Origin of the sequence: Bittarella massiliensis (ex Durand et al. 2017) (assembly GCF_017566145.1) — a bacterium.
Taxonomy (GTDB): Bacteria; Bacillota; Clostridia; order Oscillospirales; family Ruminococcaceae; genus Bittarella; species Bittarella massiliensis_A.
Genome location: NZ_JABFCL010000008.1, coordinates 85,114 through 108,086, shown reverse-complemented (window position 1 = coordinate 108,086; position 22,973 = coordinate 85,114). Strand labels below are relative to the sequence as shown.

The window sequence follows — 22,973 nt, the reverse complement described above, 5'->3', positions numbered from 1 at the left end:
CTGTCATTCCTCACGGCAAGAAAGGCCGGCCACAGGGCCGGCCTCTCTCCATTGAGCGCCTATTCTACGGTCGTGCCCCCCAGCAGGGCGTAGAGTTCCTTGGTCTCCTCGTCGCTGGCACCGGTGAAGTAGTAGATGCCGCTCTCCCCCTCCAGGCGCACGGCACAACCGCTGCCGCCATTGAGGTAGAGGTGGGCGCTCTCGCCGTTTGACAGCAGGTACTGGCCGCGGAAGGTGCCGTTGAACTCCTTTACCTGGCTCTCGGCTTTCTGGCGCTGGGGCAGTTCGCTCTGCAGGGTGATTTTGGCCCCGGAGAGGGGCACTTCGCCCTTTTCACCCCCGGCGATCACCAGGGTGCCGTCCTGCACGGTGTAACTGTTGGGGGAAAAGGCAAAGGTAAAGCTGACGGAGAAGTAGAGAAACCCGGTGAGGATGCCCGCCAGCACAAAGACCAATTTCATGGTCTTGGTTCCGGCGCTGACAAAGGTCTTGCAGAGAAAGCGGACAAACAGCCCCAGGTAGATGCCCATGAACAGCTCTTTATAAAAGTAGAGATTGCACAGGGATAGCACCCCCGAGACGGCCGCCGCCGCCCCCATGAGGTAGAGGCTGCGCACGGCGCTGGCCTTGCGCTTGGCCTCTATCTCCCTCATCTCTTCCTCGCTCATGTCGGGGTTGTAGTAGGTGACAAACAGGGTGAGTTTGCCCGTCTGGGTGAGATAGCCCAGGGCGGCCATGGCAACGGCCAACAGAATTGGTAGCACGGGTTGTCCTCCTTGCAGGGCGGGCCTGGCCGCCTGTGTTTTTTCGATAACCTTTAGTCTATCACAGACGCTGCCAAAAAGCCAGAAGCATTTTTTGAACGCTGTTAATTTTCTGTCAATGGCTGTCATGTTCGTCGTTTAATACAATGCAATGTCTTCATAATTATGCAAATTCACCTAACAAAACGGCGTTTTCAAGTTGAAATCTCGCTTTTTCTCCGCTATAATGGTAAACAGGAAAAGTTGTTTTTTTACAACCGAAACCGCACTTTAGAAAGGGGCATATCACCTATGACAAACAACAAGAATGTCTTGAACTGGGTCGACGAGATGGTTGCGCTGTGCAAACCGGACAAGGTTGTCTGGATTGACGGCAGCAAGGAGCAGCTCGAAGAGATCCGCGCGCTGAGCGTCTCCACCGGCGAGATGGTCAAGCTCAACGAGGAAAAACTCCCCGGTTGCTATATTCACCGCACCGCTGAAAACGACGTGGCCCGTGTCGAGGGCCGCACCTTCATCTGCACCCGCCGCCAGGAGGATGCCGGTCCGACCAACAACTGGGAGGACCCGAAGGTCATGTACGAGAAGCTGGGCGCCATGTTTGACGGTGTCATGAAGGGCCGCACCATGTATGTCATCCCCTACTGCATGGGCCCCGTCGGCTCCAAGCTGTCCAAAGTTGGCGTCGAGCTGACCGACTCCACCTATGTGGTGCTGAACATGGCCATCATGACCCGCATGGGCCAGGCCGCCTGGGACCACCTGGGCGACGAGTCCAACGACTTTGTCCGCGGCCTGCACTCCAAAGCCGACATCGACGAGGAGAAGCGCTACATCGTCCACTTCCCCGAGGACAACACCATCTGGTCCATCAACTCCGGCTACGGCGGAAACGTGCTGCTGGGCAAAAAGTGCTTTGCCCTGCGCATTGCCTCCTTCCAGGGCAAAAACGAGGGCTGGATGGCCGAGCACATGCTCATTCTGGGCCTGGAAAATCCCCAGGGCGAGGTCAAGTACGTGACCGCCGCCTTCCCCTCTGCCTGCGGCAAGACCAACCTGGCCATGCTGATCCCCCCCGAGATCTACCAGCAGAAGGGCTACAAAGTCTGGACTGTCGGCGACGACATCGCCTGGATGCGCATTGGCGATGACGGCCGCCTGTGGGCCATCAACCCGGAAAACGGCTTCTTCGGCGTCGCCCCCGGCACCAACATGAAGTCCAACCCCAACGCCCTGATCTCCACCCAGAAGGACACCATCTTCACCAACGTGGTGCACAACCTGGACGAGAACACCGTCTGGTGGGAGGGCCTGGACAAGAACCCGCCGAAAAACGCCCTGGACTGGAAGGGCAACAAGTGGGATCCCGAGAGCGGCGTCAAGGGCGCACACCCCAACAGCCGTTTCACCGCCCCCGCCATCAACTGCCCCTGCATCAGCTCTGAGTTTGACAATCCCGAGGGCGTGCCGGTGACCGCCATCGTCTTCGGCGGCCGCCGCGCCAAGACCGCTCCCCTGGTCTACCAGGCCAGAGACTGGGAGCACGGCGTCTTTATCGGCTCCATCATGGCCTCTGAGACCACCGCCGCCGCCACCGGCGCTGTCGGCGTGGTTCGCCGCGACCCCATGGCCATGCTCCCCTTCTGCGGCTACCACATGGGCGACTACTTTGCCCACTGGCTGGAGATGGGCAAGAAGCTGGGCGATAAGGCCCCCAAAATCTTCAACGTCAACTGGTTCCGCACCGACGACGAAGGCCACTTTATCTGGCCCGGGTTCGGCGACAACATGCGGGTACTGGAGTGGATCATCAACCGCTGCGACGGCAAGGCCGACGCTGTTGAGACCCCCATCGGCTACGAGCCCAAACCCGAGGACATCAACCTCGAGGACCTGGACATCGACCTGGAGACCCTGAAGGGCCTGCTGAGCGTGGATGTAGACCTCTGGAAAGAGGAGGCCAAAGGCATCCACGAGTTCTACGGCAAGTTCGGCGAGCACCTGCCCAAGGAGCTGGCCCATCAGCTGGCAGTCCTGGAGGAGAACCTGAACAAGTAACATTCCCCTTTCGTGCGACAAAGGGCCTGCGCAAAACTGCGCAGGCCCTTTTTGTATCCCCCTCAAAAGCGGGGAGGAACAGAGCAAACGCGCCCGGCGACTTTTTCGCCGGGCGCGTTTGCCCTGTGATCGCGGTGTTCTAGTGGCCCCGGTGCTTCTCCCGCCGCTTTTCCCGGCGCAGGGCGAACTGCCGTTCCCGCTCGGCCTCCCGCTGTTGACGGGTAACGGCACGGCGCTCTTTCTTGCCCGCTTCTCGCTGCAGTTGCAGCGCCTGCTGGGCCTTGGTGCCACTCCCCTGCCCCTCCAGCGTGCGGCGGATGACCCGCTGCATCCGCTTGGGGTTCACCCGCCTGTTGTCCGCCGGGCTCTCTCCCACAACCGAGGGGCCAAAGCGCAGCTGGTTCCACCCTCCGAGCATCCGCTCATAGACCTGGTGGTCTTTGGGCTCGGCGCCGAAGGTGATCTTACAGACCTCCACCCGGCCGTCCTCCCACCGCTCGTAGAGCCCGACCCAAAACGGCTCCTCAAAATACACGGTCAATTTTGCCCTTGTCTGTACCACAAGCAATCCCTCCTTTAAAGTGAATATCCTGCGGGACGCCTGTCGGCGCGCCCGGCGGGGAAGGGACAACCAAAGGAGGCAGGTTACTGACGGCTTGCGCCGCGCCTGGACTACCCGACCAGGCCGTGTTTTTATCCCCGCAAGGCCATTTTACACCCTTTTAGGGGGGAGTCAAGAACAAAGAGGAGCGCCCCGACGCGATCTGTCGGGGCGCTCCTCTTTGTTCTCTTTATGTAGCGGGTCAGTCGGCCCTCTGGGCCTGGGGGGCGAGCGCTCCCTGTAGGGACGCCGTCCCCTCCCGGGGCATGGCGGCGATCTGCGCGTTTAGCTGCCGGAAGAAGAGGAGGACAATCGGCACGCAGGCCAGGGCGGTCACCAGATCGGCGATGGGCTGGCTGCACTGCACCCCCAACACCCCGATGAGGGAGGGCAGGGTGTAGATGAGGGGGAGGAAAAACAGCCCCTGCCGGGCCACCGAGATAAAGGTGGCCTGCCGGGGTTTGCCCAGGGACTGAAAGAGCATATTGCTGATGACGATAAAGGAGTGCAGGGGCAGACTGCAGCACTGCAGGCGAAAGGCCAGTGCGCCGATGGCGATGACCACCGGGTCATCCCGGCGAAAGACGGCCATGATCTGGGGGGCGAGGGCAAAGCCCGCCGCCGAGAGGACCAGCAGCCCGCAGAAGCCCACCTTCAGGCAGAAGAGATAGGCCTTTTTCACCCGGTCGTAGCGGCCTGCGCCGTAGTTGTAACCGCAGACCGGCTGAAAGCCCTGCCCAAAGCCCAACATGGCCGAGAGGATGAACATGAACACCCGCCCCACCACCGACATGGCGGCCACCGCCGGGTCGCCGTAGGCCCGTGCCGCCACATTCAGGGAGATGGAGGCAAAGGAGGCCAGCGCCTGCCGGAAGAAGGAGGGCATGCCGGTGACCACGATCCTTTGGTAGAGGTTCCAGTGCAGGCTCACCTTGCGAATGCTGATGCGCACAGTGCTGCGGCGGAAGAGGTAGTTGGAGAGGAGGATGCAGAAACTGATGCACTGGCTGAGCAGGGTGGCGATGGCCGCCCCCGAAATGCCCATGTCAAAGACAAAGATGAAGAGGGGGTCCAGGGCGATGTTGAGCAACCCACCGGTGGCGATCCCCATCATCGAGAGCACCGCCTTCCCCTCGGAGCGCAGGTCGTTGTTCATCACAAAGGAGGCGCACATGATGGGCGCGCCAAAGAGGATGTAGCGGGCGTAGTCCTGCGCGTAGGGCAGAATGGTCTCGGTGGCCCCCAGCAGCCGCATCAGATTTTTCATGGAGAGAAGGCCGACCACCGTGATGCAGAGCCCCAGAAGCAGGGCGGTGAAAAAGGCGGTGGAGGCCACCCGGTCGGCCTCCTCCTTCTTCTCCTGCCCCAGCAGGCGGGAGATGTTGCTCCCCGAGCCCATGCCCAGGGTAAAGCCCACCGCCTGGATGATCGCCATCAGGGAAAACACCACCCCGACGGCGCCAGTGGCGCTGGTGCCCAGCTGGCTGACAAAAAAGGTGTCCGCCATGTTGTAGATGGAGGTCACCAGCATACTGATGATGGTGGGGACGGCCAGTTTGCCGATGAGCCGCCCCACCGGTTCGGTGGTCATTTTGAGGAATTGGGCGCGGTCCTGTGCCGCACCAGAAGGTTCGCCTGCCACGGATTCATCACCTGTCTTTCTCGCTGTAACGTATTGTTCACATGTATTATAAGGCCCCTTTTTTCAAATGTAAAGCGCTCTCCTCCCCCGTTTTGCGCAAGAAGAGAAGGGAGATGGCTGTCTCCCTTCTCTTCTTTAAATCTCTGTCTCTCTGCTCCCTAGCGGGCACTGACCTTCCGCTTCTTCAGCGCCGCCAACACCGCCGCGCCAAGGGCGGCTGCCAGACCGGTCCCCAACAAAGCAAAGCAGTCGCCGGTGGTGGGGGTATCGGCCTTTTCCCCTTCAATGGGCTTCTCCTTTTCACCGGGCTTCTCCTCCGGGGGAGTGTCGGGCTGCCCCTCTTCCGGAGGGGTGGTCTGGGAGCCGGTGGCGGGAATTTCCACCGCCGCCCGGGCGTAACCGCAGACATCGCACACCTGGTACTTGCTGCCGGCCTCGGTCTCGGTGGCCTCTTTGTCGATCACCCAGGCAAAGGCGTGGGCGGCGCGCTCGCTCTCAGCGCCGCACGCACAGCTCTTCCAGTGCTCGGCATCATCTCCCTGCCAGCTGCCGTACTGGTGGCTGTGCTCCACAAACTGGCCGCTCTCGGGGATCCAGCAGCAGGCCGCCATTTTCCGGGTTGACAATGGCCTCGCCGGGCTTGGTGGTGGACAGTTCCAGGTAGACGAAGGGCTTTTCCTCCCCCGCCTTGCTCTCGTAGCTGACCGCCGCGCCCTCGGCGAAGGTGAGGGTGGCTCTGCCGTATCTGTCGCCCAGGTTCACGCCGTACCAGGAGTGCGCCCCTGTCACGGCTCGGAAATTCCCTTCAATGGTCACGTTGGAACTGTTGTTGACCAGCGGCGTCCCCGTCTTGGCGGCGCTGTGGTCCAGCTCCACATTGCGCAGGGTCACCCCATCGGCGCCCCAGATGTCCAAGACATGTTTGTTGGCCCGCGGTGGCCACCAGCTGCAGATTTTCCAGGGTCACGCCGTCGGCCTCTACCTTTACCAGGTTGATCTGGCCGTGGCTCCCCATCTGAAAATCGTCGGCCGCGGTGATGGTGTGGCCGCTGCCGCCACCAGTCCCAGGCTCAGCAGGACCGACAGCACTCTCTTCATCTTCATGGTTTCCCTCCTGTAAAATGAGTTTTTGGCCGGTGCGGCCGCAATGGCCGCCCCTGCTAAAAAGGTGTAGGTCGTCGTTCGCCCCGCCTTTTGGGCCGAAACAAACAAAAAAACCAACTCGTGATGAACACAAGTTGGCACACAAAAATAAACAAAATATATTTATAATAAGAAGCGAAAACTTACACTTTTGCACAACTACTGTACCTCTTTTTGAATATTTTGTCAATACAAATGGGCAAATATTCCGAACCAACCAGTTTATTACACCGTCCTTTTTCCTGCGCGTCTCCGCCGGTATTTTCCCCTTGCCCCCCTCTCCCCCCTCTGGTATACTTGGGAAAAACCATCTCTTTTACAATAAAGGGGGACGAGTGCTGTGCCGTTCTTTGTCTGGTGGTATCTGGCCGCCATCAACCTGGTGGCCCTCTTGGCCTGCCTGGCGGACAAACGCGCCGCCGTCAAGGGTCGCTGGCGCATCTCCGAGCGGGCGCTGCTCGCCCTCTGTGCGCTGGGGGGCGGGCCCGGCTTCTATTTGGGGATGCGCTGGTTTCACCACAAGACCCGCCACAGGAAATTCACCTGGGGGGTTCCGGCCCTCTGCCTGCTCTGGCTGGCGGGGATGGCCGCCTGGCTGTGGCTGGGCCGGGCGTAAAAGAGGAGGGCGATCCCGCCCTCTTTTTTTCTGTCCTTTTCGATTTAAGGATTCTTTAATATCTTTTGCCCTATACTCGGTCTTACCGAGAGCAGAAAGGGGCTTTTTCATGTACCTGCACATCTTAAAAAAGGACCTGCGGCGCAAAAAGACCATGAACGCCATCCTCCTCGTCTTCATCGCCCTGGCGGCGACCTTCATCGCCAGCAGCGCCGGCAACTTGATCTCCATCTCCACCGCCCTGGACGGCTATTTTGACAGGGCTGGCCTGGGGGACTTCACCGTTGTCACCGCCAATAACGGCGGGAATGACGGCGAGTTGATCGACTTTTTAAACGGGAGTGAGCTGGTGGAGAGCTGGGGCCGCAGCGAACACCTCTACCTGGGACAAAACCTCTCGCAAAACGGCGAGCCGCTGGAACTGCAAAACACCGGCATCCTCAGTTCCCTCGACGCCCAGCTGACCTTTTTCGACAGTGAAAACCGCCCCCTCACCGCCATCGAGGAGGGGACCATCTACCTTCCCCTCAAGGTGATGGAGGACGCCGGCCTGAACCGGGGTGACACCATCACCCTGCGCGCCGGGGCGTTGGAGATGGACTTCACCGTCGCCGGCAACGTCAAGGACGCCTTTCTCGGCTCCACCATGATGGGCTCCTCCCGGCTGCTCGTCAGCCGGGAGGACTACCAGACCCTTGTCCGGGAGGGCGACTGGGGCAACCAGACCGGCGCCATCTACTCGGTCAAAACCGGCGACGCCCCGGCACTGCAGCGGGCGTACAACCGCCTGGGCTTTCAAGCGGTGGTGGCCTGCGACCGCTCCCTGGTGGCCACCACCTACGTCATGGACACGGTGGTCGCCGCGGCCCTTCTGGCCGTCAGCGTCTGCCTCATCCTCATCTCCCTGGTCATCCTCCGCTTCACCATCACCTTCACCCTGGAGGAGGAGTACCGCGAGATCGGCATCATGAAGGCCATCGGCATCCCCGCCCGCAAGATTCGCGGTCTCTACCTGGTCAAATACCTGGCCATCGCCCTGGTGGGGGCGGGTGTCGGCTTCTTTGCCAGCATCCCCTTCGGCAACCTCTTTTTGGAGCGGGTGGGCAAAAACATCGTCCTTCCCGCCACCGGGGGCGGCGAGCTCCCCCTCCACCTGCTCTGCTGCGCCCTCATCGTGGCGCTGGTCGCCTCCTTTTGCTATCTCTGCACCCGGCGCATCGGCGCCCTCTCCCCCATCGACGCCATCCGCAGCGGAAAGAGCGGCGAGCGGTTTCACCGCAAAGGGGCGCTGCGCCTCTCCCGCGGGCGGATGCCGGTCCTCCCCTTTCTGGCCTTGGGGGACATCTTCAGCGGCTTTCGCCGGTTTGCGGCCCTGCTCATCACCTTCACCATCGGCATCGTCCTCATCATCGTGCCGGTGAACACCGTCAACACGCTGAGCAGCGGCCATCTCATCGACCTGTTTGGGATGACCGAGAGCGACCTCTACCTGGACAGCGACGAGCGCACCATGGAATTTTTGGTCCCCGGCGGGCGGGAGAAGCTGCGCGCCCACCTGCGCCAGACCGAGGAGACGTTGGCCCAGGAGGGGATGCCCGCCGACTGCTGGGCCGAGACCCTCTTTCGCTTTCGCATCACCTTCGGGGAAGAGAGCACCTCTGCCTTTGCCATTCAGGGCACCGGCGTCGATGCCGGGCGCTATACCTATACCGGCGGCAGCGCCCCCGCCGGGCCCGGAGAGGTGGCCCTCACCCACATCACCGCCGACGCCGTCGGCGCACGGATCGGCGACCGGGTCAAGATCAAAATCGGCGGGGAGGAGAAGCCCTTCCTGGTCACCGCCATCTACCAGTCGATGAACAACCTGGGCGAGGGCATCCGCTTTTCGGAGGAGGAGAACATCGACTACCAGTACGGCTTCAGCGGCTTTGCCACCCAGGTGGCCTTTCGCGACCGCCCCGGCAAAAGGGAGATCGACGCGCGGGCCCAGCAGCTGAAAACCGTCTTTCCCCGGGAGCACATCTACACCGGAGCCGGATACGTCAGCTACATGATGGGGGACACCGCCGGCCAGGTCGACCAGGTCAAGCAGCTGATCGTGGCGGTCATCCTCGCCATCAACGCCCTGGTGGCCCTGCTGATGATGAAGAGCTTTCTCACCCGGGAAAAGGGCGAGATCGGGATGCTCAAGAGCCTCGGCTTCCGGGACGGGTCCATCATCGCCTGGCAGGTGCTGCGCGTGGGCATCGTCCTGGCAGCGGCCACCCTGCTGGGGGCGGCCCTCTCGGGGCCCATCGCCCAGCTCTCGGCGGCCAAAGCCTTTGAGATGATGGGGGCCAGCCACGTCGAGTTCATCGTCCGCCCGCTGGAGGTCTATCTCCTCTACCCCCTGCTGGTGCTGGCCGTCACCCTGACTGTCAGCGCCCTGGCGGCCCTCCCCATCCGCCGCATCTCCCCCCGCGAGACCAACAACATCGAATAGAAGGAGCGAACGACCATGGCTACTGCACTGCAAACCAAAGACCTCTGCAAGACCTACATTGTCAACAAACGGCAGAACAACGTCCTCAAAAATGTCAACCTCACCGTGGAGGAGGGGGAGATGGTGGCGGTGATGGGCCCTTCGGGATCGGGCAAGTCCACCCTCCTCTACGCCGTCTCGGGGATGGACCGGGTCACCGCCGGCAGCGTCTCCTTTTTCGGGCGGGAGCTGGCGGGGATGCGCCCCGGAGCGCTGGCCGACACCCGTCTCGAGGAGATGGGCTTCATCTTTCAGCAGATGTACATGCTCAAAAACCTGACGGTGCTGGACAACATCCTCCTCCCGGCCTGCCAGTCCAAGGGAAAACGGGGTTCCCGGCGGGAGATCGCAGCCCGCGGGGAGGACCTCATGCGCAAACTGGGCATCGTCGAGACCGCCGACAGCGACATCAGCGAGGTGTCGGGGGGACAGCTGCAGCGCGCCTGCATCTGCCGCAGCCTCATCAACCGGCCGAAGATGATCTTCGCCGACGAGCCCACCGGCGCCCTCAACCGCGCCGCCTCGGACGGGGTGATGGAGAAGCTGGCGGAGATCAACCAGGAGGGGACCACCCTCCTGCTGGTGACCCACGACGTGAAGGTGGCCTCCCGCTGCGGCCGGGTGGTCTACCTCGTTGACGGGAACATCAAAGGGGAGTATTCTTTTGGGGAGAGCCAGCCCCGCGCCAGAGAGCGGGCCCTGAGCAACTGGCTCATCGAAATGGGCTGGTAAGCCCCACCGGGAGGAGAGGAGGACGCGCCGTGATTGACGTGTTGGTGGTGGAGGACAACCGGGAGCTGGGGAAACTGCTCTGCGACTTTTTAAAGGCCGAGGGCTACCGGACCGCCCTCGCCCCCACCGGGGAGGAGGGGCTGGCCCTGGCCCGCACCGAGGGGGCCCGGCTGGTGGTGCTGGACGTCATGCTCCCGGGGATGGACGGCCTTGCCGTCTGCCGCGCCCTGCGCCGGGAGGGGGACCTGCCCATTTTGGTGGTGAGCGCCCGCTCGGAAAAGGAGGACAAACTGGCCGGGCTGCGCCTGGGGGCGGACGACTACATCGAAAAGCCCTACGACGTGGACATCCTCCTGGCCAAAATCCGGGGCATCTTCCAGCGGCGGTACGAGGGCACCGCCCTGCGCGACGGCTCCCTCGCCCTGGATCGCCAGCGCCGCGCCGCCACCCTGGCGGGAAAGCCCCTGGCCCTCACCGCCAAGGAGTTTGACCTCCTCTGGCTGCTGGTGGAACACCGCGGCAAATCCCTGCGCAAGGAGTGGATTTTCGACCGCATCTGGGGGACAGACAGCTTGAGCGAGCCCCAGACCCTGACGGTGCACATCCAGTGGCTGCGCCAAAAAATTGAGCGCGATCCCAAACACCCCACCCGCATCCTGACGGTCTGGGGAGTGGGCTACCGCTTTGAGGGGGAAGCCGATGAAGCGCTTTAGCCGCCTCTTTTTCGCCGCCGCTCTGGGGCTGGCCGCCCTCATTCTGCTGATCGACCTGGCCTTTCTCCTCCCCGCCCGGGAAAAAGGCGCCGGGGAGCGCCCCCACCAGGTGGAGATCAGCCGGCTGGCGCGGGCGATCGCCGCCGGGGGCGAGGAGGCCGTCGACCTCACAGACTGCCGCTATGTCACCCGGGTGACCCCCCTGCTGCCCGGGGAGGAGCCGGCCGCCTTCTTCGCCGGCGAAAACCTGGACGCGGCCGTCCGCCAGATCGGCGGCACCTGCTACCGCTTCGATTACCGCCTCCCCACCGGCGGCGACAGCGCCCTCTTTTGGGCCGCCAACGGGGGGATGATCGCTCTGGCTGCCTTGGCGCTGCTCCTCCTCTTCGCTGTCTGGCGGCTTGTTTTGCGGCCCTTTGCACAGCTGCGCGAACTGCCCTTTGAGCTGGCCAGGGGCAACCTGTCATCCCCCCTGCCCGAGAGCCGGGGCCGTTTCTTCGGGCGCTTTCTCTGGGGGCTGGACCTGCTGCGGGAGGAGTTGGAGCGGCGGCGGGCGGCGGAACTCTCCCTGCAGCGGGAGAAAAAGTCCCTCCTCCTCTCCCTCTCCCACGACATCAAGACCCCCTTGAGCGCCATCAAACTCTACGCCAAGGCCCTGCGCCAAGACCTCTACGGGCCGGAGCGGCGGGGGGAGATCGCCGGGCGCATCGGCCAAAAGGCCGACGAGATCGAGTCCTTTGTCTCCCAGCTGATCACCGCCTCCAGCGAAAATCTGCTGCAGCTGGAGGTCCGCCCGGGCGAGTTCTACCTCCGTCAACTGGTCGAGTCCCTCACCGCCTACTATACAGATAAACTGGCTCTGCAAAAGACCGCCTTTCGGGTGGGCTCCTGGGACGACTGCCTGTTGAAGGGGGATCTGGACCGGGCGGTGGAGGTGGCGCAAAACCTGCTGGAAAACGCCATCAAGTACGGGGACGGCGACTGGGTCGCCCTCTCCTTTGGCTGGGAAGAGGACTGCCTCCTCCTCACCGTAAAAAACAGCGGCACGCCTCTCCCCGAGGCTGAACTGCCCTATCTCTTTGACAGCTTTTGGCGGGGCTCCAACGCCGCCGGCCAGCCCGGCAGCGGGCTGGGGCTGGCCATCTGCCGCCAGCTGATGGTGAAGATGGACGGCGAGCTCTTCGCCCAGGCGGGGGAGGGGGAGATGGCCTTTACCGCCGTCTTTCGCAAGCCCGGCGGGTAAAGCCCCTCGCCACAGCCCGCCCCTCCCCTGCTGCCTGTACAGGCGGCCTCTTCGCCAAAAATGCCAGGGGGCAAAACCCGGTGAATCGGGTTTCGCCCCCTGGCATTTCTGTTTGATCTACTCTGCGGCGATGGGGCGGCACTCCAGGTAAAACCGCTTGTCCCACGCCTCGCCCATGGAAAAGGTCTTGCGGGGGAGGGCGCCCCCCGCCGCCACGGCGGGAAAGAGGGACTCCTTCTCCATCCCCTCCAGCAAAAAGCCGACGCACCCCTCCTCCCGGGCAAGGCGGCGGACCACATCGGCCCCGTGGATGTAGTCCACCCGGCCCCCCTCCCGGGCCAGGTACCCGTCCAAAAAGGCCTGTAAGGTACCCACCGACAGGTTGGCCAGCTGTTTGCCAAAGGCCAGGCGCTCCTCCCGCCCCGCCAGGCAGAGGGTGACGCCCTGGCCCCCCTGGCCGGGGGTAGCGTCCAGTTCCTCCCGCAGGGCGGTCAACAGGCGTTCGCCGTCGACATCGAACACCGCCCGGTGGATGGGCGCAAAATCCAGGGCCGGATCGTGGAGGTTGACCACCTCCGCCAGGGCGTAGCGGGCCGGGTGCACCGCCGCTTCCCTGGGCGGCAGGGACTGCTTGATCTCCTCGTAATAGGCCTTGGCCGCCGCCAGGGAGTGGTTGCCATCTCCCACGGCAAAGAGGAAGGGGGCTTTCAGCGACAGGGCCCGCAGAGCGCCCATCACCCGCGCCGCCTCGTCGTCATCACAGAGATAGCCCTGCAGATGGCCGCTGTCCTCCATCAGATCAAAGTCGTAGAGTTGGTTCAGATCCTCCAGCCGCCGGGCCGTGGGCTCGACCACCGTCCCCTCCGGATCGTCCACCAGCAGCATGATGTGGGGACACTCCAGCAGGGCCTGCCGCCGCACCGCCACCCGCGGGGGGATGCGCTCGAGCACCGTGCCCTCGGTGGCCCGCACCGGGCACTGTGCGCCGGGGCGGTAGTCGTACTGCTCCAGGTCCAAAAGCCCCACCAGCCCCTGGCGCACCCGGCCGGAGCGCAGGGTGCGGCGCAGGTAGACAAAGCCGGTGGCGGCCCGAAAGACCCCCTCCTCCAGATAGCTGCGCATAGCGGTGGCCGTGGCGGCCACCCGCTCCCCCTCCTGCGGGGTGCCCAGGTAGCATTCGGGAACGATCATCCGCAGGGCCGAGGGGGCCTCCCCCACCCGCTTTTCCACCCGCTGCCAGTAGTCGGGCTGGGCGGTGTACTGGTCGCAGGCCACCACGCTCCACTTCTCCATCTCCTCCACAAGGGGGATATAGATGTCCCCCGGGTAAAATCCCAATCCAGCCACAGCCGCCGCTCCTCTCTCTTTCTCCTATCTCTTTTTGAGGCGAATCTCCCCGCTGGAGAGCGCCTGTACGCCCCCCTCTGTCCGCAACAGGGCCCGGCCCTCGCCGTCGACCCCTTCAAAGGTCGCCCGGTACTGCTCTCCGCCCCGCGAGACCTCCACCGTCTCCCCGGCCCAGAGGAGCCGGGCGCGGTACTCCGCCAACAGGGACTCGGTTCCCTCCCCCGCCAGCAGCTGGTCAAAGGCCTCCTCCAGCTGCCGCAAAAGGGCGGCCAGCAGGGCCGTCCGCGCCGGCGGGGGGCCGCCCAGCGCCCCTTCCAGGGAGATGATCTCCCCCCGGAGGTCCGGCGGACAGGGGGTGGCGGCGCAGTTGAGCCCCACGCCGCAGACGGCGTATTCCAGTTCGCCGCTCTCCCCCACCAGGGAGCACTCGGTGAGGATGCCGCCCAGCTTTCTTCCCCCAAAGTAGAGGTCGTTGGGCCACTTGATGGCCACCTGCAGGCCGCAGCAGTCGGCAATCCCTTGGCAGACGGCCACCGCCGACGCCAGGGTCAACAACCGCAGCGCCGAGAGGGGGAGAGGCTGTTGCAGGGCCGCTGAAAAGTAGAGCCCCCCCGGGGGCGAATAGAAGCCGCGCCCGCCCCGGCCCCGGCCGCCGGTCTGTTCCGCCGCCACCGCCACCAGCCCGTGGCAGCGCTCGCCCCCGGCAGCCAGCGCCTTGAGGTGGGCGCTGGTGGACTCCATCTGGGGCTGGCAGCAGAGGGTTCGCCCCAGCCAGCGGGTGGCGAGGCGGCGGGCGATCTCCCGCTCGGACAGCACGTCCGGCTCCCCCTCCAGGGCATAGCCCTCCCCCGTGACCGAGCGGATGGGGTAGCCCTCCTCCTTCAGGGCGACCACCGCCTTCCAGATGGCGGCCCGGGTGACCCCCAGTTTTTCGGTGAGGGCGGTGCTGGAGAGAAACGCGCCGCCCTGCTGGCGCAGGGCCTCCAACACCACATCGCGCGTCCGCCTTTTGGCCATCGGCCGCCCCCCTCTCTTTACAATCTGTGACGATGATACCATATTTCCGGGGGAATGGAAAGGGAGGGCCGGCTTGGCCCTCCCGCTTGAAAGACAAATTCTATCCCGCGCTATCGCCTCTCCCCAAAGTTGACGGCGATGACGGCACCACCCGCACCTCAATTGAGACCTACCACATCATTGAACCTCCGGCAGACCAGACGCCCAAGGTCTCCTTCACCAAGCAGGAGGAGCATCTGCAGATTGGCTCAGATGTCACCGCCCTGCAGAGCGGTGGCAAGCTAGCCCCTCTCCGGGTGGAAAACGGCACGCTGGAGCCGATCATTGAACCCCATCTAGATCGCGAAGAAAGCAAATATCACTTTACCCAATACGGCTATGGCGGCAGGTACTATCCTGGGCGCAATTACAACTCGTCGGTTTGGGCCGCAGGGCTCTCCGTCGCCATCTGCCCTGGGGAGCTGACCATCTACACCGCCACCCACTCCTACGGGGAAAAGGGCAACCCCACCATAAAACTGATCATCGACGAGCCCATCATCGAGACCAATCTGCCCTCCCAAATCAAACCGGGAACCAAACTTAACCTCTCTACCAAGCTGGCCGGCACCGCCCTCACCGACAAAAAGGTACAGGAGGTGCGGGACCACTTTGCCAAAGACCCCTTTACCAAAGTGGGCGACTCTTGGCTTGCAAGTGAAACCTGGGCCCAGATGCCCGGCTTTGCCCCCGCCGTGGAGATTCTGGAGGGGGCCGACCTGGTCACCCGCGCCAATGGGGATTACAGCAACACCCTCCACTCCCTGGAGGAGCTCACCTTCCAGAAGGAGGGAACTGTGAAGCTGAAAATCACCTACAACATGATTTTCAACCCCCAATTTGGCGGGGAGTCCTGGAGTTGCAAGCTCTACAATGCCGAAAAAATCGTCACCGTTCAGGTTCGGGCGGACGCCCCCGACATCCTTCCCGACGGCACCCCCTCTGACCATCTGGACCTGCCGGTGAAGGGCGACCTGGCCCTCTCGGAGAAGGCCCTCGCCGACGTGCTGTCCTCTTCCAGCGACACCGTGCAGATCAATCTGCAGCTGTCCGACCCCGACAGCGCCCTCACCCTCACCTCCGGCGCTGTCGCCGCCATCCGCCAGTCGCAAAAGACCGCCGTCATCACCGCTCAGAGCGGCGGGTTCTCTTACAGCTGGACCTTTGACGGGGCCGAAATGGACGCCTTCGAGGGCGACCTCCCCTTGGATGTGGCCATCCAAAACCAGCTCAAATCAAAGGGACAGCTCCTGCTGAGCTACCGGCACAGCGGCAGTCTGCCCGCCGGCACCCAGTTTTCCCTGACCGGCGCCGACTTGCAGGATAAGACCGCCTTCTACCTGTACGAACTGGGAAGTGACGGCCAGACCACCCTCGTCCAGGAGGGGCTTGCCGTCTCGGGGAACACCCTGTGCTACCCCCTTTCTCACTGTTCAAACTACCTCCTGCGCACCGAGAAATTTGCCGGCGGCGACGCCCCCCAGACCGGGGACCGCGCTGCGCTCCCCCTCTCGCTGGCGGCGGGAAGCGGCGCGGCGCTGGCCGGCTTCTTCCTCTTTTGCCGGAAAAAGCGGGCACAGTGCAGATAGCCATCTCCTCAAAAAAGCACGGCTGCAACGGCCGTGCTTTTTTCTTTACCTTTACCCCTCTTCCCGCTCCCCCCGCTTTTTGAGGGCCCGCTCCAGCTTGCCCAGGGCCTTTTTCTCGATGCGGGAGACGTACGAGCGGGAGATACCCAGCAACTTGGCGACCTCCTTCTGGGTTTTGGGGCGCTGGTTGTTCAGCCCGTAGCGCAGCTTGACGATGATGCGCTCCCGGGGGGTAAGGGCGGTGTTGACCCCCTCGATGAGGGCGGCCGAGCGCAGCCCCAGGTCGATGGTGTCCACAATGTCGGTGGAGTCGGCCACCACGTCCAGGTAGGTCAGGGAGCTGCCGTCCCCGTCGGACTCGATGGTGTCGTTGATGTAGAGGGTCCCCGCCGTTTTCTTCTGGGAGCGGAAATTCATCAGGATCTCGTTCTCGATGCACTTGGCGGCATAGGTGGCAAAGCGGATGCCCTTGTCGCAGTTGAAGGTGCTCACCGCCTTGATCAGTCCGATGGTGCCGATGGAGACCAGGTCGTCCTGGTCCACCTGGCCGGCAGCATAGTACTTTTTGCAGATGTGTGCCACCAGCCGCAGGTTGTGCTCGATGATGGTGTTGCGCGCCTCCAGGTCGCCGGTGGCGGCAAACTTGTGAAACAGCTCGGTCTCCTCCTCCTTGTCCAGGGGCTTGGGAAAAGTCCCCTGTGAGGAGATGTGGAGCGCAAAGTACAAGAGGTTTGCCAAAACCAGACAAACCAGTGCGGTATACATGAAAAAGCCCCCTCCTATTCGATGAGATGGCGGCAAACAGGCCGCTTTTCCATCTATATGCGGGGGCGGATTGTCCGTATTTGGCCCGCGGGACAAAAAAGGGGGCCGGGGAGCGCATATTGCGCCGCCCGGCCCCCTGTTCCATTGGTCTCGCTTTTTCTACCTTTTCTCCCCCAGCCCGGCGGTGTAGCCCACCGGCACACAGAAGAGAACTGCCGTATCGGGGTCCGCGAGATCTCCCACCACCTCGGTGAGCACCCGCTCCACCAGGGGCACCTGCTCATCCGGTACCACCGTGAAGATGGTGCGGTTTTCCTCCCGGTCGGGGATATAGAGGTGCAAGCTCTGGAAGAAGCGGCCGCCCTCCCGGCCCAGCACCTTGGCCATTCCGCTGGACTCGAGGACGGTGGCGCCCCGCACCCCCTCCTCTGCCAGACAAAACAGCAGTTCCTCCAACTTTTCAAAGCGGCTGAGAATGATGATCGCCATCTGCACAGTCGTTTCCCCCTTTTTGGTCAGGTGGCCCTCACAGGGCCCGGTTGAAGATATAGGTGTCCCGATACTCGCCGGTTCTGGCCCGGTAGGCCTTGGGCACCCGCCCGATACAGGCGAAACCCAACTTTTCGTAGAGGGCGATGGCCCGCTCGTTGGTCACCACCACCGCGTTGTACTGCAGCCGCAAAAAGCCCGCCTCCTTGGCCCGCTTCAGCGAGTCCTCCACCAACTGGCGGCCGATTTTCTGCCCCCGGCAGTCGGCCTTAACTGCATAGGAGCAGTTGGCCACATGGCCGCAGCGCCCCTCGCTGTTGGGGTGGAGGATGTAGAGGCCCACCACCTGGCCCCCCTCGTCCAGGGCGCAGACCGTATCGGTCTGGGCGGCGAAAAAGGCCTGGGCCGAAGCCGCGTCCAACGGGGTGTCCTGGGGGAAGGAATCCCCCTGCTCCACCACCTGGTTCCAAATCTCTACCATCTCCGGCAGGTCCTCCGGCCGGTAGCTGCGAAGCGTCAAATCCATTCTCTTCATCCCTTCTCCTACACGCTCTTACCCCTTTAGTTTACTACACCAGGCCTCTTTGTACAACCCTTCACACCGCCTCTGCCCCCTCCTAAATCGGACGCCTTTTGGGATTTGGGGCCGTTTATCCGAGACGCAAAACGGCCGCGGTGGGGGGAAGTTCCCCTCCGCGGCCGCCAAAAAGACGGTGGGAGACGAGCGCCTTACAGGTTGAGCGGCGCGATGTCGGTGGTGTCCACCTCCTGCCGGGTGGGGATGGAGGGGGCGGCCCCCGGGCGGCCCACGGCGATGGAGGAGGCCTTGGACGCCTTCTCCAGAATCACGTCGATGGAGAGCCCCTCGGCCAGACAGGCCAGGAAATAGCCGGTAAAGGTGTCGCCGGCAGCGGTGGAGTCCACCCGCTTCACGTCGTAGATGCCGTGGGTGGCCTTGGTCTCGGCGTCCTTGTACATGACGCCGTGCTTGCCCAAAGTCAGCACCACCTTGCAGCCGGGGTATTTTTCGAGCAGCGCGTCGCAGATGGCCTCGGGGTCTTTCTGACCGCCAGCGATCTCCTCGCCCTCCACCTCGTTGAGGATGAAGTACTCCACCTTTTCCAGCGGGGCCTTGGTCAGGGCCTCGTTCATGGGCGAGGGGTTGAGGACAATGCGCATCCCCTTTTCGGCGGCGCAGTTGATGATGGTGTCGGTCAGGTTCAACTCGTTTTGCAGCAGGAGAATGTCCCCCGCCTCAAACTGGTCGATGACCCAGCGGATGTACTCCTCGGTATTCTGGTGGTTGGAACCGCCAAAGAGGAGGATGCAGTTCTGCCCGCTCTCGTTGACCTGGATGATGGCCCGGCCGGCCGGGGCGTCGATCTCCTTCATCAGGGAGACGTCGACCCCGCTCTCCCGCATGGTCTCCACCAGGAAGCCGGCCCCTTCGCCCACCATGCAGGCGTGGTAGACCTGGGCCCCGGCCCGCGCCAGGGCGATGGACTGGTTGAGCCCCTTGCCGCCGCAGTTCTTGGTATACCCCAGGGTGGACATGGTCTCGCCCGGACGGACAAAGTGGTCTACCTGAAAGACCTCGTCGATGTTGATCGAACCAAAATCCAATATTTTCATAGTACGGCTCCTTTACCCAATCGTTGATAATTCTAGTTTACCTGAAGCCACAGGCGAATGCAAGGCGCAAACTGCCGGATTCCCCGCGCAAAAAATGGGGATAATCACCGGGCCAGCTCCCGCTCCTCGATCGCCTCCCGCAGGGTCTTTCGCTCCGGGTGCCCGTTGTCGAAGGTCTCCTCCCCGCAGATGGCGCGCGGGCGCATCCGCTCCACGTTCTGGCAGAAGGCGGCGATCATCCCCACCGCCTCATCCCGGGCGCGCTCCATCAATTCGGGCACGCTCTCCCGGCTCCTCTCCACCGGGCGCTGCAGGTTGCACCAGCGCCGGTGGCGCAGGTTGAGGCAGTCCCAGTTCGCCCGCTCCTGGCGCATGTAGCCGGAAAAGGCGTACCGGCGGCCGGTGAGCCTGTCCAGACCCAGCCCCACCCGGTAGGAGAAGGCCGCCTTCCCCACAAAGAGGGAGATGAAGAAGTCGTCGCAGAGAAAGCTCTGCTCCACCTTTTCCACCGAGGTCTTGGCCCCGTAGACCGCCCGCAGCAGATAGTTCAAATAGAGGGCAATGGCCTTGGTCACGTGGGGGGCGAACATCGACTGGGGGATGGCGTATTCCCGCACGCTGCGGCCGGTGAGGCGGCGGTAGAGGGCGGTGTCGATATCCGACTCGATGCGGTTGTGGGCGCCGGAACTGACCCGCGGGTTCTCCTGAAAGGCCGCCTGCACACAGTAGACATAGGGGTGACAGGTCTTGTCCAGGGCATAGTGGCACAAAAAGCCCAGGGCATAGGCCAGCTGCGCCTCGAAGAAGAGCCCCTGCCGGGTGCGGATGAGGTAGCGCTGCATGGCGGCAAAGTTCTCCTTCACCTTTTTGTGGTGCATCACCGAGCCCCAGAGGGGGAGCGCGGTGGAAATTTTATTGAAAAAGAGGATGTCCGGTCCCTGGGCCCCCCACAAAAAGGCGTCGTAGTTGCGCTGGACAGCCGTCTTGGCCTGCCCTTCGGGCAGGGCGTGAAACACCTGATCGGCAAAGAGGTGATGGGTGACAAATGCGGGCATAAGCGCTCTCCTTCTTTTGCGGCGGCCCCGCTGCGGGGCCGCTGATTCTCCGGTGGCCCACCGTCCAGGGACAGGGCCCGGTTTGATATTATCATACCAAAAAAAGAGCGGTCGTAAAAGCCGCGCCGGAAAAAGTTTCAAAAAGGTCTCTTCTCTTGGATTCGAGAGCGCAAAGCTCCCCTCCGACCCGCACGCGGGAGTCCCTCTCTGCGCCCCGCCGCCCGGCAAGGGGCTATTTTTGGCAGACGAGCAGGGCGTGGTTGCTCATTCCCGTGCAGGACTCATGGCTTGTCATCTGGTCCAGCAGGGGCTTCATCGCGGCAAACTGTTCGTCGCTCATGGCCTCGATCGCGCTCATGGTCACAAAAAAATCGGTGCCCAGGTTTTTGCGCTTTGAAAAGCCGTATTTCTGCGCCAATGCCTCGATTTCTTCGGGCATGGTGTAGAAAAACAGGTCCGGTCTCACATCGTCCCTGCCCTGGACCAGCACCCGCTTGTTGGCCGTTTCATTGGGGTAGATTTCCCGAGAGGTGTCGTGGACACAGGCCCCCGCGTAGACCCCCACCCTGTTGATGTAGGAGAAAGCGGCGATCCCCTGGTCTTTGCAGACCCGCCTGCACTCGGCAAAGACCAGTTCCCGCTCTGGGGGTGGAAGGTGGTACAGCGGCCCCAGGCACAAGACGACGTCAAAGGAGCCGTCGGCGATCTCCCGCAGGTCGGTGGCATCCCCCACCTGGCCCCGCGCGTTTGTAAGGCCCTGGGCCCGCACCTTTTCGTTGAAAAGGGCGATGTTGGCGGGGGTGATGTCGACCCCGACGTATTCCCGGCACCGGCCGGCAAATTGCAGGGCGTAGTAGCCGGTTCCACAGCCCACTTCCAGCACGGCGGTGTCGCGGCGGATGTACTCGCGGATGTGCTCTTCGGTGTAGAAAAACTCCAGCTGTGCATACCGCGACGCCGTCGCCCGGCCCTCTTCGCGCCCGTCCTGATAATTTTCCCGGACGATCTGTTCGTTGCTCGCCATAGCGGCATCCCCCTCCCGTGTGTTTTCCGGCGGAGCGGGTGCACCGGGTCCGCCGGACCTCTTTGGATATTTCCCAGTATACCATGCCGGCGGCCGCGCGTCACCTGCCCCGGGGCAAACGCAAATTGCCGCCGGATACTCTCGGTATCCGGCGGCAATTTCGCCTGGGATAAAGCGCTCTTCAGCGGGAAAGAGACGCCCTTTCAGCAGCTGTCAGGCAATGGCCTTGTTGTCAAAGCCCACCACGGTGACCACATTGTCCACCTTGCCGGAGAAGGTGACCTCCACCGCGTCCCCCGCGCTGGTGAGGGCCAGCTCCTCGCTGACATTGGCGGAGCTGATGTACATGGTCCCCGCGCTGGTGTCCAGCAGGAACTTGTAGGTGGTCTGCCCGTCCTTCACCTCAGAGGCGATGCGGGTGACGGTGCCGGAGACCTTCTCCTCCTGGGGCGTCTCGTCCCCCTTCAGATCCTCCGACCCGGCGGCGGTGAGACCGCTGACATAGTCCTTCTGGGCCGCGGAGATGGTCTCGCCCACACCGACGATCTGGTAGTTTTTCACCGAGACAAAGGCGTACTGCTTGATCAGTCCCTCGTTGTCCTTGAGGGTCATAAAGTAGGTGGGGGTGTTGTTGATGTTGATGATCAGCGGGAAGGAGGCGTAGTAGCCGTACTGCTGCACCTTGCCGGCGGCCGACTTCTGGGCCGCCTCCTCGGTGGCGCCGCCGCCCAGGTTGTACTGGTAGCTCTCCTTGGTGACCATGTCCACCATGATAAAGCCGATGGTGCTGTCGTCCGCCCCCACCGAGGTCAGGCCGGTGAAGAGGTAGCAGTTGCCGTCGTTGTAGACGATGATGTGTCCGTCGGAGGCGGTGAACTTGTCCTTGTTGGAGAAGTTGAGGAAGCCGCGGACGTATTCGCCCCGGTTGTTGATCTGGTTGAGGACAAAGCTCTCGGGCTGCACCCGGTCCACCCACTCGGGCACGTCGGCCAGGGCGTAGGTATGGGACTCACCGGTGGTGGCGTTGACCAGGATGGCGCCGGTGGCCTCGGGCAGGGCAAAGCCCCGCAGGTTTTTGTAGGTGGTGATGACCCAGAAGGGGTTGCCGTCGTCGTCCAATTCAAAGGAGTAGTCGGTCAGCCCGGTGAAGAGGCCGCCGCCAAAGAAGCGGGTGTGCCGCTCCAGGTCGTCAAAGAGATAGCAGTCGGGCTGGTACTTGATCTTGTGGCCCTCCACCAGCTGCACGTCCTGGGTGTCGGTGGCCGAGACGATGATATAGCCGGGGGTGCCGTCCAGGTTGGACAGCCACTTGAACAGCCCCGAGTGCTGCAGGGGCACCGCCCAGATGAGCTTGCCGTTCACCTGCTGGATGGTGGGGGTGCCGATGTGGGTCTGGCTGCCGAGGGAGGGGTTCTCGCCCAACTTCTTCTCGGCCAATTTTTTGGCCAGGTCCTTGTCCACGATGGGGATGTTGTTTAGGTCCATGGGCTGGATGTCGTCGGTGAATTCGCCCACGATGGGCTCGGTCATCTGATTTTTGTAGGCGTTGACGTTGAAGATGACGCTGGAGGCGATGGTGACCACGATCAGGAAGGCCCAGACGGCGATCAGCAGCCACTTGGCCAGCTTGGGGAACTTCTGGTTGTCGCCGAACTGCACATTGACCCGGGGGCTGTTTTCATCCCGCACAAAGTGCATCCCCCCCAGCTTGAGGACGCCCCAGGCGCCCACGTAGAGGGTGATGACCACCGCGTAAAACAGGGCGCTGCCCTGGTAGAGGGGGTTTAGGTTGACGTTGTTGATGAGGACGTAGAGGATCACCAGCAGGGTGATGCCGGCATACGTCCACACCTTGTGTTTGGTTTTGACCATGATGTACCTCTCTTTTCAAACTTTTTCGCTCTGTTATCTACTATACGGGAGCGGAGAGGGCAGGTGTGAACAATCTGTAAATTGTCCCCTTTCTGCCCCTCTTCTTCATGC

The 22,973-nt window shown here is 62.8% G+C and carries 21 protein-coding genes; 7 read left to right on the top strand and 14 right to left on the bottom strand.

The annotated features are described in order from the left end of the window. Window positions 1-59: 59 nt before the first annotated feature. The gene (locus HJY11_RS09500; RefSeq protein ID WP_208075713.1) at window positions 60-764 is read right to left on the bottom strand and encodes a DUF3784 domain-containing protein; all 705 of its coding nucleotides are present in this window, start codon (window positions 762-764) and stop codon (window positions 60-62) included. Between the two features lie 291 nt (window positions 765-1,055). Here HJY11_RS09500 and HJY11_RS09495 point away from each other — a divergent pair, with 291 nt between their 5' ends. Further along, a complete protein-coding gene (locus tag HJY11_RS09495) occupies window positions 1,056-2,822 on the top strand; it encodes a phosphoenolpyruvate carboxykinase (GTP) (RefSeq protein ID WP_208075712.1) in 1,767 nt (588 codons plus the stop codon). Between the two features lie 139 nt (window positions 2,823-2,961). Here HJY11_RS09495 and HJY11_RS09490 read toward each other — a convergent pair whose 3' ends face one another. From HJY11_RS09490 to HJY11_RS09475, 4 genes are all read right to left on the bottom strand, one after another. Continuing rightward, window positions 2,962-3,384, bottom strand: coding sequence for a YjdF family protein (locus HJY11_RS09490; protein WP_208075711.1), 423 nt, complete (start codon window positions 3,382-3,384; stop codon window positions 2,962-2,964). Window positions 3,385-3,625: 241 nt separating this feature from the next. Beyond that, on the bottom strand, window positions 3,626-5,065 hold the full coding sequence (locus HJY11_RS09485; protein ID WP_368041572.1) for an MATE family efflux transporter: 1,440 nt from the start codon (window positions 5,063-5,065) through the stop codon (window positions 3,626-3,628). A 158-nt stretch (window positions 5,066-5,223) separates the two neighbouring features. Next, window positions 5,224-5,637 carry a hypothetical protein gene (locus HJY11_RS09480; RefSeq protein WP_208075710.1) on the bottom strand — a complete coding sequence of 138 codons (414 nt, stop codon included), beginning with the start codon at window positions 5,635-5,637 and terminating at the stop codon, window positions 5,224-5,226. Then, on the bottom strand, window positions 5,597-5,956 hold the full coding sequence (locus HJY11_RS09475; protein ID WP_208075709.1) for a hypothetical protein: 360 nt from the start codon (window positions 5,954-5,956) through the stop codon (window positions 5,597-5,599). The genes HJY11_RS09480 and HJY11_RS09475 overlap by 41 nt, the downstream gene beginning before the upstream one ends. 592 nt (window positions 5,957-6,548) lie before the next feature. On the opposite strand from HJY11_RS09475, the gene HJY11_RS09470 reads away from it, so the two are divergent. The 5 genes from HJY11_RS09470 (at window position 6,549) to HJY11_RS09450 (ending at window position 12,033) form a co-directional block, all read left to right on the top strand. Beyond that, window positions 6,549-6,824 carry a DUF1294 domain-containing protein gene (locus HJY11_RS09470; RefSeq protein WP_208075708.1) on the top strand — a complete coding sequence of 92 codons (276 nt, stop codon included), beginning with the start codon at window positions 6,549-6,551 and terminating at the stop codon, window positions 6,822-6,824. Between the two features lie 109 nt (window positions 6,825-6,933). Continuing rightward, on the top strand, window positions 6,934-9,306 hold the full coding sequence (locus HJY11_RS09465; RefSeq protein ID WP_208075707.1) for an ABC transporter permease: 2,373 nt from the start codon (window positions 6,934-6,936) through the stop codon (window positions 9,304-9,306). A gap of 15 nt (window positions 9,307-9,321) precedes the next feature. Beyond that, window positions 9,322-10,077 (top strand): ABC transporter ATP-binding protein, encoded by a 756-nt coding sequence (locus HJY11_RS09460; protein WP_208075706.1) that lies wholly within the window; start codon window positions 9,322-9,324, stop codon window positions 10,075-10,077. A gap of 29 nt (window positions 10,078-10,106) precedes the next feature. Continuing rightward, window positions 10,107-10,790: a response regulator transcription factor gene (locus HJY11_RS09455; RefSeq protein WP_208075705.1), complete on the top strand. Its 684-nt coding sequence runs from the start codon at window positions 10,107-10,109 to the stop codon at window positions 10,788-10,790. Beyond that, window positions 10,777-12,033, top strand: a complete 1,257-nt coding sequence (locus HJY11_RS09450; protein ID WP_208075704.1) for a sensor histidine kinase — start codon at window positions 10,777-10,779, stop codon at window positions 12,031-12,033. The genes HJY11_RS09455 and HJY11_RS09450 overlap by 14 nt, the downstream gene beginning before the upstream one ends. A 117-nt stretch (window positions 12,034-12,150) precedes the next feature. Here the strand turns inward: HJY11_RS09450 and HJY11_RS09445 are convergent, their stop codons facing one another. Together HJY11_RS09445 and HJY11_RS09440 are read right to left on the bottom strand one after the other, a co-directional pair. Continuing rightward, window positions 12,151-13,380: a DUF1015 domain-containing protein gene (locus tag HJY11_RS09445; protein WP_368041571.1), complete on the bottom strand. Its 1,230-nt coding sequence runs from the start codon at window positions 13,378-13,380 to the stop codon at window positions 12,151-12,153. 24 nt (window positions 13,381-13,404) lie between these two features. Continuing rightward, a complete protein-coding gene (locus HJY11_RS09440) occupies window positions 13,405-14,397 on the bottom strand; it encodes a biotin--[acetyl-CoA-carboxylase] ligase (RefSeq protein WP_208075703.1) in 993 nt (330 codons plus the stop codon). An 86-nt stretch (window positions 14,398-14,483) separates the two neighbouring features. Here HJY11_RS09440 and HJY11_RS09435 point away from each other — a divergent pair, with 86 nt between their 5' ends. Continuing rightward, complete coding sequence (locus HJY11_RS09435; protein WP_208075702.1) at window positions 14,484-16,025, top strand: hypothetical protein; 1,542 nt, start codon at window positions 14,484-14,486, stop codon at window positions 16,023-16,025. Between the two features lie 51 nt (window positions 16,026-16,076). Here the strand turns inward: HJY11_RS09435 and sigK are convergent, their stop codons facing one another. From sigK to HJY11_RS09400, 7 genes are all read right to left on the bottom strand, one after another. Then, window positions 16,077-16,790 carry an RNA polymerase sporulation sigma factor SigK gene (gene sigK / locus HJY11_RS09430; protein WP_021660885.1) on the bottom strand — a complete coding sequence of 238 codons (714 nt, stop codon included), beginning with the start codon at window positions 16,788-16,790 and terminating at the stop codon, window positions 16,077-16,079. A gap of 159 nt (window positions 16,791-16,949) precedes the next feature. Continuing rightward, window positions 16,950-17,279, bottom strand: a complete 330-nt coding sequence (locus HJY11_RS09425) for a hypothetical protein (protein WP_208075701.1) — start codon at window positions 17,277-17,279, stop codon at window positions 16,950-16,952. 37 nt (window positions 17,280-17,316) lie between these two features. Beyond that, window positions 17,317-17,814: an N-acetyltransferase family protein gene (locus HJY11_RS09420; protein ID WP_368041570.1), complete on the bottom strand. Its 498-nt coding sequence runs from the start codon at window positions 17,812-17,814 to the stop codon at window positions 17,317-17,319. 194 nt (window positions 17,815-18,008) lie between these two features. Beyond that, a complete protein-coding gene (locus HJY11_RS09415; protein WP_208075700.1) occupies window positions 18,009-18,911 on the bottom strand; it encodes a ribokinase in 903 nt (300 codons plus the stop codon). A 104-nt stretch (window positions 18,912-19,015) separates the two neighbouring features. After that, on the bottom strand, window positions 19,016-19,966 hold the full coding sequence (locus HJY11_RS09410) for a zinc dependent phospholipase C family protein (RefSeq protein ID WP_208075699.1): 951 nt from the start codon (window positions 19,964-19,966) through the stop codon (window positions 19,016-19,018). A 232-nt stretch (window positions 19,967-20,198) separates the two neighbouring features. Further along, on the bottom strand, window positions 20,199-20,990 hold the full coding sequence (locus tag HJY11_RS09405; RefSeq protein WP_208075698.1) for a class I SAM-dependent methyltransferase: 792 nt from the start codon (window positions 20,988-20,990) through the stop codon (window positions 20,199-20,201). A 213-nt stretch (window positions 20,991-21,203) separates the two neighbouring features. Further along, window positions 21,204-22,862, bottom strand: a complete 1,659-nt coding sequence (locus HJY11_RS09400; RefSeq protein ID WP_208075697.1) for a hypothetical protein — start codon at window positions 22,860-22,862, stop codon at window positions 21,204-21,206. Window positions 22,863-22,973 lie beyond the last annotated feature (111 nt).

Bases quoted from the DNA above. Each gene is read 5' to 3' on its own strand.
- HJY11_RS09495 (WP_208075712.1), top strand. From the start codon at position 1,056: ATGACAAACAACAAGAATGTCTTGAACTGGGTCGACGAGATGGTTGCG.
- HJY11_RS09465 (WP_208075707.1), top strand. From the start codon at position 6,934: ATGTACCTGCACATCTTAAAAAAGGACCTGCGGCGCAAAAAGACCATG.
- HJY11_RS09460 (WP_208075706.1), top strand. From the start codon at position 9,322: ATGGCTACTGCACTGCAAACCAAAGACCTCTGCAAGACCTACATTGTC.
- HJY11_RS09450 (WP_208075704.1), top strand. From the start codon at position 10,777: ATGAAGCGCTTTAGCCGCCTCTTTTTCGCCGCCGCTCTGGGGCTGGCC.
- HJY11_RS09440 (WP_208075703.1), bottom strand. From the start codon at position 14,397: ATGGCCAAAAGGCGGACGCGCGATGTGGTGTTGGAGGCCCTGCGCCAG.
- sigK (WP_021660885.1), bottom strand. From the start codon at position 16,790: ATGTATACCGCACTGGTTTGTCTGGTTTTGGCAAACCTCTTGTACTTT.
- HJY11_RS09425 (WP_208075701.1), bottom strand. From the start codon at position 17,279: ATGGCGATCATCATTCTCAGCCGCTTTGAAAAGTTGGAGGAACTGCTG.
- HJY11_RS09420 (WP_368041570.1), bottom strand. From the start codon at position 17,814: ATGAAGAGAATGGATTTGACGCTTCGCAGCTACCGGCCGGAGGACCTG.
- HJY11_RS09415 (WP_208075700.1), bottom strand. From the start codon at position 18,911: ATGAAAATATTGGATTTTGGTTCGATCAACATCGACGAGGTCTTTCAG.
- HJY11_RS09410 (WP_208075699.1), bottom strand. From the start codon at position 19,966: ATGCCCGCATTTGTCACCCATCACCTCTTTGCCGATCAGGTGTTTCAC.
- HJY11_RS09405 (WP_208075698.1), bottom strand. From the start codon at position 20,990: ATGGCGAGCAACGAACAGATCGTCCGGGAAAATTATCAGGACGGGCGC.
- HJY11_RS09400 (WP_208075697.1), bottom strand. From the start codon at position 22,862: ATGGTCAAAACCAAACACAAGGTGTGGACGTATGCCGGCATCACCCTG.